The organism is Clostridium sp. UBA6640, assembly GCF_002455975.1.
GTDB lineage: Bacteria > Bacillota > Clostridia > Clostridiales > Clostridiaceae > Clostridium_J.
Genome location: NZ_DKLM01000104.1, coordinates 1 through 15263 on the forward strand (window position 1 = coordinate 1; position 15263 = coordinate 15263).

At 29.0% G+C, this 15263-nt stretch carries 15 protein-coding genes and 3 pseudogenes; 3 read left to right on the plus strand and 15 right to left on the minus strand.

Annotated features, from left to right (window positions below; genetic code table 11):
• Window positions 1-325 precede the first annotated feature (325 nt).
• On the minus strand, window positions 326-793 hold the full coding sequence (locus B2W91_RS11200; RefSeq protein ID WP_291580872.1) for a UPF0158 family protein: 468 nt from the start codon (window positions 791-793) through the stop codon (window positions 326-328).
• 247 nt (window positions 794-1040) lie between these two features.
• Between B2W91_RS11200 and B2W91_RS11205 the strand changes: the two genes are divergently transcribed.
• The 3 genes from B2W91_RS11205 (at window position 1041) to B2W91_RS11215 (ending at window position 3598) form a co-directional block, all read left to right on the plus strand.
• On the plus strand, window positions 1041-1817 hold the full coding sequence (locus B2W91_RS11205) for a nitroreductase family protein (RefSeq protein ID WP_291580875.1): 777 nt from the start codon (window positions 1041-1043) through the stop codon (window positions 1815-1817).
• A gap of 137 nt (window positions 1818-1954) precedes the next feature.
• On the plus strand, window positions 1955-2557 hold the full coding sequence (locus B2W91_RS11210; protein ID WP_291580876.1) for an ECF transporter S component: 603 nt from the start codon (window positions 1955-1957) through the stop codon (window positions 2555-2557).
• A gap of 69 nt (window positions 2558-2626) precedes the next feature.
• On the plus strand, window positions 2627-3598 hold the full coding sequence (locus B2W91_RS11215; protein ID WP_291580878.1) for a P1 family peptidase: 972 nt from the start codon (window positions 2627-2629) through the stop codon (window positions 3596-3598).
• Between the two features lie 109 nt (window positions 3599-3707).
• Here the strand turns inward: B2W91_RS11215 and B2W91_RS11220 are convergent, their stop codons facing one another.
• The 14 genes and pseudogenes from B2W91_RS11220 to B2W91_RS11280 form a co-directional block, all read right to left on the minus strand.
• Window positions 3708-3881 (minus strand): YjfB family protein, encoded by a 174-nt coding sequence (locus B2W91_RS11220; protein ID WP_069187809.1) that lies wholly within the window; start codon window positions 3879-3881, stop codon window positions 3708-3710.
• A gap of 651 nt (window positions 3882-4532) precedes the next feature.
• A complete protein-coding gene (locus B2W91_RS11225; RefSeq protein WP_291580880.1) occupies window positions 4533-5204 on the minus strand; it encodes a hypothetical protein in 672 nt (223 codons plus the stop codon).
• Between the two features lie 283 nt (window positions 5205-5487).
• Window positions 5488-5735, minus strand: a pseudogene (locus B2W91_RS11230) (HTH domain-containing protein); the annotation flags it as partial.
• Window positions 5736-5836: 101 nt separating this feature from the next.
• Complete coding sequence (locus B2W91_RS11235) at window positions 5837-6331, minus strand: hypothetical protein (protein WP_291580881.1); 495 nt, start codon at window positions 6329-6331, stop codon at window positions 5837-5839.
• Between the two features lie 345 nt (window positions 6332-6676).
• Window positions 6677-6856 (minus strand): aspartyl-phosphate phosphatase Spo0E family protein, encoded by a 180-nt coding sequence (locus tag B2W91_RS11240; RefSeq protein ID WP_291580883.1) that lies wholly within the window; start codon window positions 6854-6856, stop codon window positions 6677-6679.
• 44 nt (window positions 6857-6900) lie between these two features.
• A complete protein-coding gene (locus B2W91_RS11245; protein ID WP_291580885.1) occupies window positions 6901-6999 on the minus strand; it encodes a terminase small subunit in 99 nt (32 codons plus the stop codon).
• 667 nt (window positions 7000-7666) lie between these two features.
• Window positions 7667-9922, minus strand: a complete 2256-nt coding sequence (locus B2W91_RS11250; protein WP_291580886.1) for an excinuclease ABC subunit UvrA — start codon at window positions 9920-9922, stop codon at window positions 7667-7669.
• Window positions 9903-10364 carry a MarR family winged helix-turn-helix transcriptional regulator gene (locus tag B2W91_RS11255; RefSeq protein WP_291580888.1) on the minus strand — a complete coding sequence of 154 codons (462 nt, stop codon included), beginning with the start codon at window positions 10362-10364 and terminating at the stop codon, window positions 9903-9905. The genes B2W91_RS11250 and B2W91_RS11255 overlap by 20 nt, the downstream gene beginning before the upstream one ends.
• A gap of 300 nt (window positions 10365-10664) precedes the next feature.
• Window positions 10665-11651 (minus strand): alpha/beta hydrolase, encoded by a 987-nt coding sequence (locus tag B2W91_RS11260; protein WP_291580890.1) that lies wholly within the window; start codon window positions 11649-11651, stop codon window positions 10665-10667.
• Window positions 11652-11717: 66 nt separating this feature from the next.
• Window positions 11718-12245, minus strand: a pseudogene (locus B2W91_RS20920) (N-acetylmuramoyl-L-alanine amidase); the annotation flags it as partial.
• A gap of 42 nt (window positions 12246-12287) precedes the next feature.
• A pseudogene (locus B2W91_RS20925) lies at window positions 12288-13241 on the minus strand (cell wall-binding repeat-containing protein); the annotation flags it as partial.
• Window positions 13242-13322: 81 nt separating this feature from the next.
• Window positions 13323-14267 carry an SPFH domain-containing protein gene (locus B2W91_RS11270; RefSeq protein WP_291580892.1) on the minus strand — a complete coding sequence of 315 codons (945 nt, stop codon included), beginning with the start codon at window positions 14265-14267 and terminating at the stop codon, window positions 13323-13325.
• A 2-nt stretch (window positions 14268-14269) separates the two neighbouring features.
• A complete protein-coding gene (locus B2W91_RS11275; RefSeq protein WP_291580893.1) occupies window positions 14270-14695 on the minus strand; it encodes an NfeD family protein in 426 nt (141 codons plus the stop codon).
• 284 nt (window positions 14696-14979) lie between these two features.
• The gene (locus B2W91_RS11280) at window positions 14980-15168 is read right to left on the minus strand and encodes a hypothetical protein (RefSeq protein WP_291580894.1); all 189 of its coding nucleotides are present in this window, start codon (window positions 15166-15168) and stop codon (window positions 14980-14982) included.
• Window positions 15169-15263: the final 95 nt, after the last annotated feature.

Sequence of the window (15263 nt, forward strand, 5' to 3'; positions counted from 1 at the left end):
TTCCTTATAGCAGGCTTATTTGTTATGCAGTAAAATAAACAAACTTATACAATTTTAAAAGAGCGAGTAATTCTATGAAAAATTAAGCTATTTTTTCATAACTACTTAACAGATTCATAGATTTATATTATTTAGAATTGACTATTTACAATGGGCAAATTACTTCAATTCACAATTCAAGATTCACAATTATGAAAATTTCTCAGCAGAAGCTGAGAAATTTAGAAAGAAACTAGCAATTACATTGCTAGTGAAAAAGTTCATTAAAGAAATTATTGATTAAAACTAATTTCCACCATAATTGTCAATTCTCCATTTTCAATTCTCAATTGCATAACATTATACCATTCTCATTTAGCCAATTTATTAAATACTCAGTAAATCTCATATCTTTATAATCATAATATTCTTCAATAATATCATGATTGATTAATTCTATATTAAACTTATGTTCACTTTCTCCAATTAAAGATAATAGTTTAATTTTAAGCATCTCATCATTGATACTTGAAGCAAAATCTATCATCACTTCGTTAGCAAACTCACCTTCAATTAACGGTATATATATGTACTTATCTTCATTGTTATTTATTTCTCTTGCTTCTTCTAATAAAGTTATCTGCCACTCTTCTAATTGATATAATTCTGTATCCTCCTCAATAGACTCCATAATATCTTTAGGAATATAACTTATATCACCATTTTCCGTATTTATAAAACTTTGCCCTGTTCCTCTTGTATCAAAAGAACTTAATTCTAATAATAATTCCATATCAATACTTAATTTTTTCATTATTACCTCTTTTTCAGTATAAAACCAATATTAACAATTTATTGAAATTTTAATTTCAATAAATATTATACCATATAAAAATATAGATTAAAAATATAACATAAGAAAAAATAGTTGAAGTTAAAAAAATAAAGTGCCTAATCAAATAAAATTAATATAATACTAGCCATTTATTCTCCAAGAATCCTTAAAGGAATATATATAAATATATAGAATAATACATAATAAAATTAAGGAGGACTGCATTATGAATAAAGTTATTAAGACCATCAATGAACGTGTATCATTAAGAAAATACGAAGATAAAAAAATATCAAAGGATCACTTAGATATTATATTAAACTCTTCTATGAGAGCGCCAACTGCTGGAAATATGATGCTATATTCTATTTTAACTATTGAAAATGAAGATACTAAGAAGAAGCTTAGTATAAGTTGTGATAATCAACCATTTATTGCTAAAGCTCCATTAATTCTTATTTTTTTAGCTGACTTTCACAGAACTTACAGATATTTTGATGTTAGTAAAGTTAAAGATTATTGTATTAAAAATAATAAAAAATATAGACTTCCTTCTGAAGGAGATCTATTTTTAGCAATTAATGATGCAATTATTGCTGCTCAAAATGCTGTTATCTCTGCAGAATCTTTAGGGATTGGCTCTTGCTATATTGGTGATATTATGGAAAATTATGAGTTTCATAAAGAACTATTAAATCTCCCAAACTATACTTTCCCAATATGTATGTTAACATTAGGATACTATCCTCAAGATACGAAAAAAATATATCATAAAAGATTTGATAAAAAATATACGGTATATAGTGAAAAATATACTAATTTGAGTGATGATGATATTAAAGAGTGTTATAAAGAATGGGATAAAAACTTTATGCCAAATAATCCTTACAATGGGGAAAATACAGGACAAATACTCTATGCTCGTAAAACTAATGGAGATTTTTCTCTTGAAATGACCCGCTCTGTTCGTGAAGCATTAAAAAAATGGAATGGAGAAATTTAATATTATATATTGATTTTTTTTTATCAAGTGATAAAATACTATTGTCGGTATTCTTCGGAAACTGAACTAGTCTAATAATTTTTTTAATTAGACCCGAATTATATCCTTTTACGGAATAAGAATGGGAGGAATTTAACATGGAAACAAATTTAAATCCAACAACAAGAAAAAAAACAAAATTAACGGTGAGACAATTAGCTATTGTTGGTATGCTATCAGGAATTTCTATTTTTTTAGGAGTTTCTAAATTAGGTTTTATACCGTTACCTACAATGAAAGCTACAATTATGCACTTACCTGTAATTATTGGTGCCATTATTGAAGGTCCAATCGTTGGAGCATTAATTGGCTTAATTTTTGGTATTTTTAGTATGGTTGATGCTTTTTCAAATCCAACAATAACATCTTTTTTATTCTATAATCCAATTATTGCAGTATTACCTAGAATTTTAATAGGTGTCGGTAGCTATTACATCTATCACCTATTCAATGTAAAGAAAGCTTCTTTAAGACTTTCAGTAACTGCAATTTGTGGTTCACTTATTAATACTTGTGGAGTACTTGGTTTTGCTTACTTATTTTATGCTGAGAAATTATCTGAAGCATTAAATTTAGGAAGTACAAAAGCAGCAGGAATATTTTGTGCAACAACTGCCATGGCTAATGGTATTCCTGAAGCAATACTTTCAGCAGTAATAGTAACACCTATTGTATTATCAGTAAGAAAATTAAAAAAATAAGTACATTACTCCTAGCCAAGTTTCTTACTTTGCTAGGAGTTTTTAATATTTATAAAAGGCGGAATATGTATGAAAGAAATAAAATTTGTAGATATAGATAACCTTAAAATTGGTCATGCTCAAAACTTTGAAGCTTCTACTGGATGCACCGTAGTAATATGTGAAGAAGGGGCTACTGGAGGGGTCGCTGTTAGAGGTGGTGCTCCTGGAACTAGAGAAACTGATTTATTAAACCCAACAGAAATGATTGAAAAAATTAATGCAGTGGTTTTAGCTGGAGGCAGTGCCTTTGGTTTAGACGCTTCTTCTGGTGTAATGGAATATTTAGAAGAAAAATCTCTTGGTTTTGACGTAGGAGTAGCAAAAGTTCCTATTGTCTGTAGTGCTGTATTATTTGATTTAGTCATTGGCAGTAGTAAAATTAGACCTGACAAAACTATGGGGTATGAAGCTTGCCTACATTCCGAAGCCAATAATGATGACTTACAAGGAAACATCGGCGCTGGAACTGGTGCAACTATAGGAAAGGTATTAGGACCAGAGTTTTCTATGAAAGGTGGTCTTGGATCTTATGCTATTCAAGTTGGTGATTTAAAAGTTGGTGCTATCGTAGCTGTTAATGCGCTTGGAGACATAATTAATCCTAATTCTGGTGAAATTATAGCTGGTGCCTTAAACTCTAGCAAAAATGGATTTATGAATACTGTAGATGTAATGATAAATCAATATCAAAGTAAGGTAAATAGATTTAATGGAAATACCACTATAGGCTTAATTGGTACTAATGCAATTTTAACAAAATCAGAGGCAAATAAAATTGCTTCTATGTCACATAACGGTTTTGGAAAGACTATTAGACCTGCTCATACTATGTTTGATGGAGATACAATATTTACTATGGCTACTAATGTAGTGGAAGCTGATATGAACGTAGTAGGAATGCTTGCTACAGAGGTCATGGAGAAAGCAGTAATCAATGCTATCATAAATGCAAAATCATCCCATGGAATATTAGCTAAGTGCGATTTAAATAAAAATTAGATTCATATGCAAAAAAGAAAAGTTTAAATAACTTTTCTTTTTAAAATATAATCTATCTATTACACTTATATAACTGTTCATAGAAAACCATGACTGTTGTCTTGGTTTTCTATGCTTTTACATCTAAACTATTGCCTAAATTAGGGTCAACAGCTTCTATCATTTTAATCATTCCATCCATATTTACATTAGAAGTTGTCATTACTTTTTTCATCAATGCTAAACTCACTGCATTTTGAACTTTTCCTTGATTTAAAGCAATACTCATTGCACCTATATCCATAATATCTCCTCCATTCATCTTTATATTTAAATTATCGTATAAAGTCTATAATATTATAGGGCTCATTTAATTTAAAATTATAATAATTTTATAAAGATAGATTATTAAGTATAGATTACTGACTTTTAACTTTTCTTATAAAATCTTAAATTAAGGCTATTCAGTGACTTTTTCAAACTTAATATTTTCAGTACTATCATTAGTAGTAATCTCAATTATTTTACCTGAACTGTTATGATCTAAAAATAAAATTAATTTACGCATTTTCAAGCATTCAAAGTAATTAAAATAATAATAAAAAAGCATTTAAAATGTAAACCGTGGCCATAGTATAGTCAAATAAAACGTGGATTACTAGGTGCAACTCCTAATAATCCTTTTCGCTTATAGCATCAATATGTTACAATTCAATAAATAATTTTATAAACGAAATTATTTATAACATCAAAAGCTTTGTTATCTCCGTTCTCATTAGTAATTAATATAACACTATTCATACTATTGTTCATATCATCCATAGCACTTATAGTTAAATTCAAAGCCCGTGTAACTTGTTATCTGCTCAAACTCCCTAAAAGCTGTCGATACTGTTGTCATATGCTCACCTCACTTTAACATAATAAAAGCACTCCTATTAAAGAGTGCTTTTTATCACCTAATGACTAATTTATCATCACCTATTGTATATTTTGCCTTTCCATCTATATCATTCTTGAAAGGGTCTTCTCCTATTTTTACATTTTGACTTTTATCAAAAAAATGTATAGTGCTTAAATTTCCTTCATACTTTTCTTTATATTCTTTTATAATATCATTTAATTCATTTTCATTTATATTTTCTACCAATACAAATAGTGTAGTTAAATAACCTTCAACTTTAAATATTTCTTCATTATAGTATGAACTCTTGTATGCTGTAGATTCTGAAAAATCTCCTACTGATTTATGGCCCCAAGCAGGTTGTTCAAGCCTTCTTGTTTTCACGTTTTGAATAGTATGCGTTCCTGGTTCCAAGTCTATATCTATAGTTATTCTGTCTTGTTCTTTGTCATCTCCATTATTCTTATAAACTGTAAATAGCTTCCCTTTAAATGTCTGTTGTGTATTATTTTTAATAGTAAATCTAAACCATGAATGTTTTTCATCAGTTTTTAGAAACTCTCCAACTACTGACACTTCATCATTAGATACCTCGGTTTCTTCTTTATTAGATACTTCAATTTGTTCTTTTTTATCCTCTTTGCTATTATTTTTCATTGCAGTCCATCCAACGACTCCCATACATAAAATTAATGTCAGTACTAATCCTAATATTTTTTTCATAAATTCTCCTCCTTATCAAGCCATATTAATAATAGCAAGTTATTAGATATTATTCAATATTATTACTTTTAACTTTATTCATGGTTTTCCTTCCATTTTCCACATGCACATCTATTGAAGCATATATGGTTTTATATTTTGATTTAGCCATGAGCTCACCTTCTTTTGTATATAAAAAAGAGCCCTTCTAAGTAAAGTGTACCCTTTATCAAAGACATTTTAAAAAAAGAACTACTTTAACTAATAAGATGATCTCTATATTGAACAGGGGGCATCTTGTTTAAATTCCATTGGATTTATAAGTGCTACGCCATCTACTTGCAGATGATTTAATTCTTTTCATGCCTAAAACATCTACTTTTAAGCCACATTCTTCAAATATCTGCCTTAGAAGTTTTCCTTTTTCATTCTCATCTATAAATATTTTTTTAATTCATTATTATATGTTATTCCTTTTTCACTTACGTTTTCTACATATTTATTTTTAGATAGTATATCTATTTCTTCTTTTGAAAATAATCTATTACTCATTATTTTAACTCCTAGTATAATTAATTTAAAATACCCTATAAAGTAGACTTTTTTTATTGTCTGCTCTATAGGGTACATTTTAATTCAGCAAGTGCTTTTATTTATAATTCTATAATATTATTTCCATGAGAATTTTTTATTTCTTTTATTGTATTTACAAAATTATTTATGCCTTTAATACTTGAAAGCTTCGTACAATCTTTAAAAATTAACATAGAATCATTACTGTTTTTATTCTTATATCCAATTATTAAGTAACGATGAGTGTTTTCAACTTTTTCTTTACTTTTTGGCATGCCCCCTACTATAGCTCCAGCATTACCAGACAGTAATCCGCCTAATGCAGCTTTCTCAATTATCGTTTCTTTTTCATAAGCTGCATATGAATACATAATATTATCAATATTCATTTTAAATTCTTCACCGGTGAAAGCTTTTATTAAAAATACATCCTTGCACAAATATAGATTACACAAAACCTCCCCCATTGGCAATCCCCCATTATGCATTACTTCAGCTTTTTGTATATACTCTATTGATTTATCAAATCTTTTCATATTTTCTTTTGCTTCTTTTCTTTTTGTAAAAAGCCCCATATCATTGTCCCTTCCCTAACTTTATATAAATATTAACAAATATTTCTTAATAATTCAATAACTACCTCCTCATTTTACTTGTAGATTTCTTTTCGCTTTCTATGTAAAGGTCTATACTAGCGTAAATATAAGCCCTTTCTTTCCTATCCATATTCATTAATGTGCTAGGGAGGATTTTAAGTCTGTGGAGGGCATGGTGAGCATAATTTGCTTCAGCATCGCCCTCCTTTATTAGTTTTTTGCTTCTTCCATGAGTTTTGCTATCCCTTTATCATAAGCTTCATATTTTGATTTAGCCATGAGCTCAACTTCTTTTATATATTAAAAAAGAGCCTCTCTAAGAGCTCATTTCTTTTTTAACTTTTCATCAATAAACTTATTATACTGATTTAATGCTGCATTTAATATTTTACTTGCTGCTACTACTTCTTTATCAACTAAGTTATCCTGTTTTTCATTTATTAAATGCTCTAATTGTACCCTTAATATCTCTATATCTTTTAATAAGTCCTCTAACTCAGACATACTGACACCTCCATAGTTAGTATTAACTACGAAAGTGTTTTTAATCATTCTTGTGTATGTAATTTTACTTTATAGGCTCTAATTGCATTTAAATCCACTAAGTATTCATATACAAATGTTTTCTGCTTTGGTGTTAGCTTCATAATGCCACCTTCTTTTATGCATAAATAAGATACCTCTCTAAATGAGTGCCCTATTTACAAAATGTAGTAAATGCTATTTTACCAATGTCATCATTGTCAATAATAGTTAAACAATACTGTTTTATACTATCTTCTTTATCTTTAATGGAGAGTATATTGTAAGTACTAAACTACCAATAAATACATATTTCTCGCCATTCACTTTTTGGTGTCTAATAAATTATTTTATATATCAAATTTAGATGCTAACGTTCCTTGATGAATAACTGTAATCATATTTATAATCCCCGCTGTAGTTGCCGCCTTTATCTATTAATTTTATATTAACATAACTGATTAACGATTTGTTGATTTAAAAGTGTCTATTTTACAGCACTTTAACGACATCATCTTATTAATAGCTCCTATTTTAGATTATCCACACGCTAATACCCTTGCATTAGGTCTATATACTATAGTCTTCCATATTGGAGTTGATGAACTTAAATACTTTAATTTAACTACTGCTATTTCAAGTTCTCCTAGTATATTTATTTCATCATTTATTTTTTCAATATTAATCTCATTGATTCTTTTAAGTTTTTCATACTCATTAATCTTATATTCTTTATTTATAATCTTACTTTCTACTTAATTTTTAATAACATACAACAATCAAAATTGATATCTATTCTTTTGATATATACTCTAATAACCTTTTTCCTGTTAAGGATGAAGAACAGTTTATTATATTTTGTGGATATCCCATATATACAAGTTCTCCACCATTAAATCCTCCAAGAGGTCCTAAATCAATAATCCAGTCAGCATGACACATGATGCTCAAATTATGTTCTAATGCAATAATTGTTTTTCCTCGTTCAATTAATTTGTTTAATAGTACTATCAGCTTTTTAGTATCTGCCTCATGTAAACCAGTACTTGGTTCATCAAGTATATAAATCTCACCATTATCATTTAAAAGTGTTACAGCAATTTTAAATCGCTGAAGTTCTCCCCCTGATAATGTGTCCAGTGACTGCCCAAGTTTGATATAGCTTAGATTTACTTCTTGAATAGTATGTAATATTTTTTTAATTTCTTTGTCTGTAAAAACAGCTAGAGCTTCTTCCACTGTAAGGTCAAGAATATCACTAATTGTATATTCTTTATATTTATAATTCAAAGCTTCTTCACTGTATCGTCTTCCGCCACATAACTCACAAGTTTGCTCTACATCATCCAAAAAGGCAAGGTCTGTTTTAATTATTCCCACACCTTTACATAAAGGACATGCCCCTTTTCCATTATAACTAAATAATGAAGGTGATTGATTATTTGCTTTTCCAAATAGGGTTCGAATTTTATCAAAAAAGCCAATGTACGTAGCTAATATTGAGCGAGAAGATGTATACACTCTTTTTTGATCTAAAAGGATGCTATTAGGATAACTATTTATGAAAAGACGTGTAATCAATGTACTTTTACCTGAACCAGCTACTCCTGTTACAACTGTCAAAGCATTTTTAGGTATTTTTACTGATATATTCTTTAAATTAAACATATTTGCATTATTAAGTTCATAAAACTCAGTAAATTCTTTATTTATCATGTTTATTTTATGTTTTTCAGATAAAGCAAGACCCGTAATAGTATGACTGTTTAATAGGTCCAAATAGGTTCCTTCAAAAAGAATTTCCCCACCATGAATTCCTGGCTTTGGTCCCATATCAATTATATGGTCTGCTATCTTTATCACATCAGGATCATGCTCCACTATTACTACTGTATTTCCCTTATCTTTAAGCCCCTTAAATATCTTATTTATACCAATGATATCATGAGGATGTAATCCAGTGCTAGGTTCATCAAATATATATAAAATATCACTGAGGCTACTGTTTAAATGCTTTGACATTTTAATACGTTGAGATTCTCCTCCAGATAATGTATTAGTAGTGCGATTTAATGTCAGATAATCTAATCCGACTTCTTCTAATGTACTTAAACGTTGAAAAATATCATCAACCACTGTTTGGACTTCTTTTTCATGGATTGTCTGAATAAAAGATTTCAATTCATTTATTGGCATATTCACACAATCACCGATTGATTTTCCTTTAATCTTACAAGATAAAATCCTGTCATTCAATCTTTTTCCCTCGCAGTGGGGACAAATCTGTTCTTTAATAATTTCTTCAATATCTTCTTTGTATTGTTTTTGTTCTTTTTCTAAAAATGAACTTCTAATTCGAGGTATAATCCCAATATACTTAGCTGTTTTATGCCATTTTTCTGTAGGATTATCTGGTATTTTTTCTTTTTCATAAAGCAAAGTATTGAGCTCTAAATTAGAGTAATCTTTAATAGGTTTTTGAATATCAAAATATCCGGATTCAGTATATCGAGTTAATCTCCATCCTCCTGGTTGAAATGTAGGAAATTGGATAGCTCCTTCATCTAAACTTTTATCAAAGTCAATTAGTTTATTAATATTAATGTCCTTAACTACCCCTAATCCTTGACACTGAGGACACATACCATTTGTGTTATTGAAAGAAAAGTTCATTGAATAACCAACAAAAGGTTTCCCAATTCTAGAGAAAAGTAGACGCAATAGTGTATAAATGTCGGTAACTGTTCCAACTGTTGAACGTGCATTTCCACCTATCTTTTTTTGATCTATAATAATCGATACAGGAAGATTATTAATTTTTTCAACATTTGGTCTCCCATAATGGGGTAATAGCTGTTGAATATAGGAAGAGTAAGTATCATTTAACATTCGTTGGGACTCAGCAGCTAATGTGTCAAAAATCAGCGAAGATTTTCCTGAACCAGATAATCCTGTGATTATAGTAATCTTTTTCTTTGGAATCTTTACTGATATATCCTTAAGGTTATTTTCATCTGCATGAAGTATTTCAATCATTTCTTCCGTCATAGTATTTCCTCTTTTCTTCAAATGCTTTGCTTAATTTGATACACATCTCAGCAAACAATACTTGTTCATCTTTAGTTAAAGTAGCTTCAGCAACTCCTGCTAGATATTCATGTCCACTCTTAGTATTCTTTAAAAATTTAAATCCACTATCTGTTAATTCTGTCCAAAATTCTCTGGCATCATCATTAGGTTGTTTCTTTTGTTCAATATAGTCTATTTCCTTAAGCCCCTTCAATGCCTTAGATATTTTAGAACGTGAAGCACCTAATTTAATACTTAATTCTGAAGGTAAACTTCCTTTTGTTCTGTATAACAGCTCTAATAAATCGTATTGAAACCAAGAAATATTTTCTGGGTTTACTCTATTTCTCTCAGCAACAAGTTCACATTGAAGTGTTGATAAGCCTTCTTCTAATCTAGAATTATATAATTTTTCATTCATAAACAATTACCTCTTTAACATAAAATAGTTTCCTTATTGCAATCATTTTATCACTTTAATAAAATGATTGCAATAGGGAAACTATCTAACAAAAAATTAAGTGCTAGCTTTTTAATATTGTAATAACCTTAAAAAGCTAGCACTTATAACCTACCCAAAGACATATATAGTCTGTTATTTTATCTTTAAATATGCTACAAAACTATCAGAAACTATGTAATTTAAATTTATCTGATATTAAAATTATGTATTAACTCTAGTTCCAATTTAAACATTTGTAGTTGTCAGCATTAATATCTTCTACTTATACTTCTCTATTAGTTTTTTTATTTCATTATTTATAACATCTGGATTATACTGATGTATAGCATGACCTGCTCCATTAACAAATATTTGTTTACTATCTGTTGACCATTCCTTCAAGGCTATCTGACTGTTATCCCATTCAGAATCACTAGGCGCAGTTAGTATTATGATCGGTAAACTACCTAAATGACCATTTTCCAGCACAGTCTTTGCATTAGCTTTTGCTCTATTGCCTTCATCTATAATATTTTTATTATACATAGTTTTTACTGCCATTCCTAAATATAATTGCTTTAAATCATCAGGTAATAACTTAAGTTTTTTTGAAAGGAAATCTGTATGACAAAGTGCTAATCTTGCTATACCGGTAGACTTTAGAGACTTATACTTAGCTACTGTACTATTAGCAATTTCCAAGCCATTTTGGGCATAGTGCTCAGGATTGCCACCATCTATCAATACTAATGCAGATACTTCATCTTTATAAAGTTGTGCAAATCTTATAATTTGCAACGATGCATATGAATGTCCAACTAATATATATGGAGACTTTTCTCCTGATTCAATAAGTGCAGTGTGCATTTCTTCTACTATAGAATCTATATCTCTTGGTCCATCTGTTACTTCACTCCAGCCATGCCCTGGTCTATCATAAGTAACAATTCTAGTATAATTGGAAATTTCATTGTAAAGGGGATAAAAATCTGCATAAGAGCTTGGCTCATTTAATCCTCCAGTAAAAACCACAGTAGAACTTCCTTCACCTTTGCTAAAAACATTAATTTTATGATTATTTACCTCAACCATCTTTCCTACTGGAAGATAGTTTTTTTCATCCTTATATCCGCCTATTTTTTCATATAAACAGCCCATTAATAAAATAAAAATGACAAAAGTAAAACCTCTGAGCAAATATTTTCTAAATCGTTTTAAGCCTTTTTGCTTAGTCAATTTCTTTTTTCCTACTCTCTCTAAATTCATTTCTCAAATCTCCCTCAAACCAATTTTGATAATATACAATATTTTTTATTTAACTAGATTCCCTTCGTTGAATTCAATATCTAGTACACCACAAACAATAGCTTTAGCTATAGCATTTAGTCCATATTCATTCATAATAGCAACATCTTTTACATTGTCAATAAAGCATACCTCAATATAAATAGTTTCTGCATCTGTTCCATTTATTAAGGCTAGTTCTGCATTCTTAATGCCTCTATTTCTAAATCCTAATTTGCTCATGTTTTTTAATACTCTATCTGCTTCTGGTACATACTTACCCTGATATGTAAATATCTCTGTGCCATATCCAATACCTAAATGACTATTAAAATGTATAACAATATTCATGTCAGCATTTACGCTATTACATAGTATAATTTGTTTATTAAGACTTTCATCTAAAGTGGTAGCATGGTCTACAACAACTAAATTCGTCTGTTGACCTTTTGATTTAAACTCACTATCCAATTCTTTAACAAGTTGCCTAGTTAAAACTTCTTCTTTTAAACCATTTATGCCACTAGCACCTGTATCTGCTCCAGATAGTGCATGCCCTGCATTTAAGTTAAACATTTTAACTCCTGATTTAAATTTCTGTACTGCCGCTGTAGAAACAACACCTTCTCCCCCTAAAACAATTAAATTAGCTTGTGTATTATGTTTTTTAATACTTAAAGTTGCATTATTTGGAGCATTTGAAATAAGCACCATAGGATTACCATTCTTAGATGCTAATGCACCTCCTGATAAAGCATCTGGAAAATTTGTTCCTGTTGCAATAAATAAATTAGAAAAATCTAATTGATCTTTAAATTTATCTAATAATATTTTATTAGTTTCATATCTATCACTTCCATATAATCTTTCAGCATTAGGAAATTTATTAAGTACATTATCAGATATAAGTGATGTTCCTCCAACTACATATGTCTTTGCAATAAAGTTATAGCTCATTAATTCCTCTAATGATGGATCTAAACTATGCGTTGGATTTAATAATATCGGCATTTGAAGTTTAGCTGCAATTGGTCCTACTGATAATGCATCTGCATAATTTAATCCATAGGCAACAAAAATACCCTTTTCTACTCCTACCTCTTTTGCAACTGCAACTGATGTTTCATACCTACCTTTACCAAAGATTCTTTCAATCTCAATGTCTAAATTCTTAATTTCATTTTCAACTTCAGTACCTACTACCCCAGTACCACCTACTATAAATATTTTTCTTACACCTAGCCTTTTTATTTCACTTAAGGTATTATCATTTAACTTATTTTTTTCCGTTAATAGTATTGGAGCCTCATACTTTTTAGCTAGTGGAGTAGCACTAAGTGCATCTGGATAATCCGCTCCTGTAACTAAAACTGCATATTCACTACTTGTCCACCCATCTGATGACACTTCTTTAGCAGTTTCATATCTTCCTTTACCAGCTAATCTTTTTATTTTAGTTTCTGCATTAACATTTAAAGTAAATAAATTAGCAATTATTAAAGTTAATACAATAAAACAATATATGAATTGTACTCTTCTATTCCTTCTCATAAAATCACCTCGACTTAACATTATTCTACATTTAGCTACTTTTTCCTTTTATAAAATAAAAAATAAAGCTAGCTCAATTTTGAGCTAGCTTTTATTTTTTTATTATTTATCTTTTGTCATTTTTATTGTTTCAGCTATAGCAGATATACTACCTAATGAAGATAAGGTGTCTACAGGTAATATTAACTTATTAGCTGGGTTTTTAGATAATTCTTTTAATGCTTCTACTTGTTTTAGAGCTATTACAGTTGCATCTGTACCTGAATCAATTATAGCCTTATTAACTTTTTCTATAGCTTCAGCTTCAGCTTTAGCAATCAATTCAATTGCACTTGCTTTACCTTCTGCCTCTAATAATTGAGACTCACGTAAACCTTCTGCTCTTCTAATATTAGCCTCTTTTTCTGCTTCTGATTGAAGAATTTTAGATTGCTTATCACCTTCTGCTCTAGCTATAGCACTTTGTCTATCTCCTTCTGCATTAAGTATTGCTGCTCTCTTATTTCTTTCAGCTTTCATTTGTTTTTCCATCGCTTCTTGAATTTCTGCTGGTGGAACTATATTCTTAATTTCTACAGATAGTATTTTTATTCCATAAGCATCTGTAATAGTATCTACAATAGTCAATAACTTGAAGTTTATAGTATCTCTACCTGCTAATACCTCATCAAGTGTCATATCTCCTATTATATTTCTCATATTAGTTACTGTTGAATACATTATACCTGAAGTGTAGTTTTCAATGTTATAAACTGCATCCTTAGCATTTAATGCTTGATAGAATATTACATTATCTACTGATATTTTAACGTTATCTTTTGTTATAACGTTTTGAGGTGGTATATCAAGAATTTGTTGTTTCATTGATATTTTCGCTCTTACAAAGTCAGCAAATGGAATTGTTATATGCCATCCTGGTTCTAAGACCTTGTAGAATTGGCCAAATCTTTCTAAAATGTAAACATAGCCTGTGTTTACAACTTTTACCGATAATATTATAAGTAATAATACTATTACCAGTACAGTTAAAAAACCAAAAAGAATCATTGCTATTCATCTCCCTTTTTAATAATAAGTTTATTGTTCTCTATATCAACAACAATAAAACTTTCACCACTAATTATTGGTGAGCTTATATTTTTTACTCTCCAATATACGCCGTTCACCTTCATTTGCTCTTCTTTTATAATATCTATATTTGCTACAAATTCTTGCCCCAAATATTTTCCCATCATTAGCTTTTCTTGCTTTATATTCTTTTTAATATATTTTCTAGAGTATTTTAGTCCTAGTACAATTGAAATTCCACCTGCCATTACAGCAATAAAAACTTGTGCAGGAAATACTACGAAAAAGCCTAATAGAAAAGCTGGTATAAAGCCTATAATAAGCCAGGAATAAACAAAGTCACTTGTAAGAAAGTCAATTACTATAACAAAAGCTGTTAATAGAAGCCAAATCCAATTAATTTCCATCCCTCTCACCTCATTTTATACTATAATAATACTATATATTACTTCGAAATGAATTATTAGTAACTATCTTTAATATAATAATACCTTATATTTCAAGAAAATGCAATATAAACTTTATAAAACAGTATAAATAAACCTTTTTAAAGTTATAAAATATCACCTGAAAGTTTGAAAAGAGCTTTTACATTTTATCTATTTTATTACATTAATTTATTAATAAATCTATCTTGAAAATAGCATAGTACTTGATTTAAAAAAGAGTTTTCAAATGAAAACTCTTAAAATTAATCTTCAAACTCTCCTAGTAATCCTTGAAGTCTTTGTGCTTGATATCCACATTCTTTTGCCAACGCCTTAAATTCATCTTTAACATCTTTATCATCTACTTTATCAGCATAGCTTTGAAAATCACGAACATTTTCTTGAAGATCAACAAGTTTTAATTTAATAACTTCTCTAGTAGAAAGCTCCATATTTTCACCTCCTCTTTTAATGTTAGTATTTCCAAAGAGAAAAAATATATATTTAAAATCAACATAATATATAAAAAAATCTAAAATTTATTTAT

Bases quoted from the DNA above. Each gene is read 5' to 3' on its own strand.
- B2W91_RS11200 (WP_291580872.1), bottom strand. From the start codon at position 793: ATGAAAAAATTAAGTATTGATATGGAATTATTATTAGAATTAAGTTCT.
- B2W91_RS11205 (WP_291580875.1), top strand. From the start codon at position 1,041: ATGAATAAAGTTATTAAGACCATCAATGAACGTGTATCATTAAGAAAA.
- B2W91_RS11210 (WP_291580876.1), top strand. From the start codon at position 1,955: ATGGAAACAAATTTAAATCCAACAACAAGAAAAAAAACAAAATTAACG.
- B2W91_RS11215 (WP_291580878.1), top strand. From the start codon at position 2,627: ATGAAAGAAATAAAATTTGTAGATATAGATAACCTTAAAATTGGTCAT.
- B2W91_RS11220 (WP_069187809.1), bottom strand. From the start codon at position 3,881: ATGGATATAGGTGCAATGAGTATTGCTTTAAATCAAGGAAAAGTTCAA.
- B2W91_RS11225 (WP_291580880.1), bottom strand. From the start codon at position 5,204: ATGAAAAAAATATTAGGATTAGTACTGACATTAATTTTATGTATGGGA.
- B2W91_RS11235 (WP_291580881.1), bottom strand. From the start codon at position 6,331: ATGGGGCTTTTTACAAAAAGAAAAGAAGCAAAAGAAAATATGAAAAGA.
- B2W91_RS11240 (WP_291580883.1), bottom strand. From the start codon at position 6,856: ATGTCTGAGTTAGAGGACTTATTAAAAGATATAGAGATATTAAGGGTA.
- B2W91_RS11245 (WP_291580885.1), bottom strand. From the start codon at position 6,999: ATGAAGCTAACACCAAAGCAGAAAACATTTGTATATGAATACTTAGTG.
- B2W91_RS11250 (WP_291580886.1), bottom strand. From the start codon at position 9,922: ATGACGGAAGAAATGATTGAAATACTTCATGCAGATGAAAATAACCTT.
- B2W91_RS11255 (WP_291580888.1), bottom strand. From the start codon at position 10,364: ATGAATGAAAAATTATATAATTCTAGATTAGAAGAAGGCTTATCAACA.
- B2W91_RS11260 (WP_291580890.1), bottom strand. From the start codon at position 11,651: ATGAATTTAGAGAGAGTAGGAAAAAAGAAATTGACTAAGCAAAAAGGC.
- B2W91_RS11270 (WP_291580892.1), bottom strand. From the start codon at position 14,267: ATGATTCTTTTTGGTTTTTTAACTGTACTGGTAATAGTATTATTACTT.
- B2W91_RS11275 (WP_291580893.1), bottom strand. From the start codon at position 14,695: ATGGAAATTAATTGGATTTGGCTTCTATTAACAGCTTTTGTTATAGTA.
- B2W91_RS11280 (WP_291580894.1), bottom strand. From the start codon at position 15,168: ATGGAGCTTTCTACTAGAGAAGTTATTAAATTAAAACTTGTTGATCTT.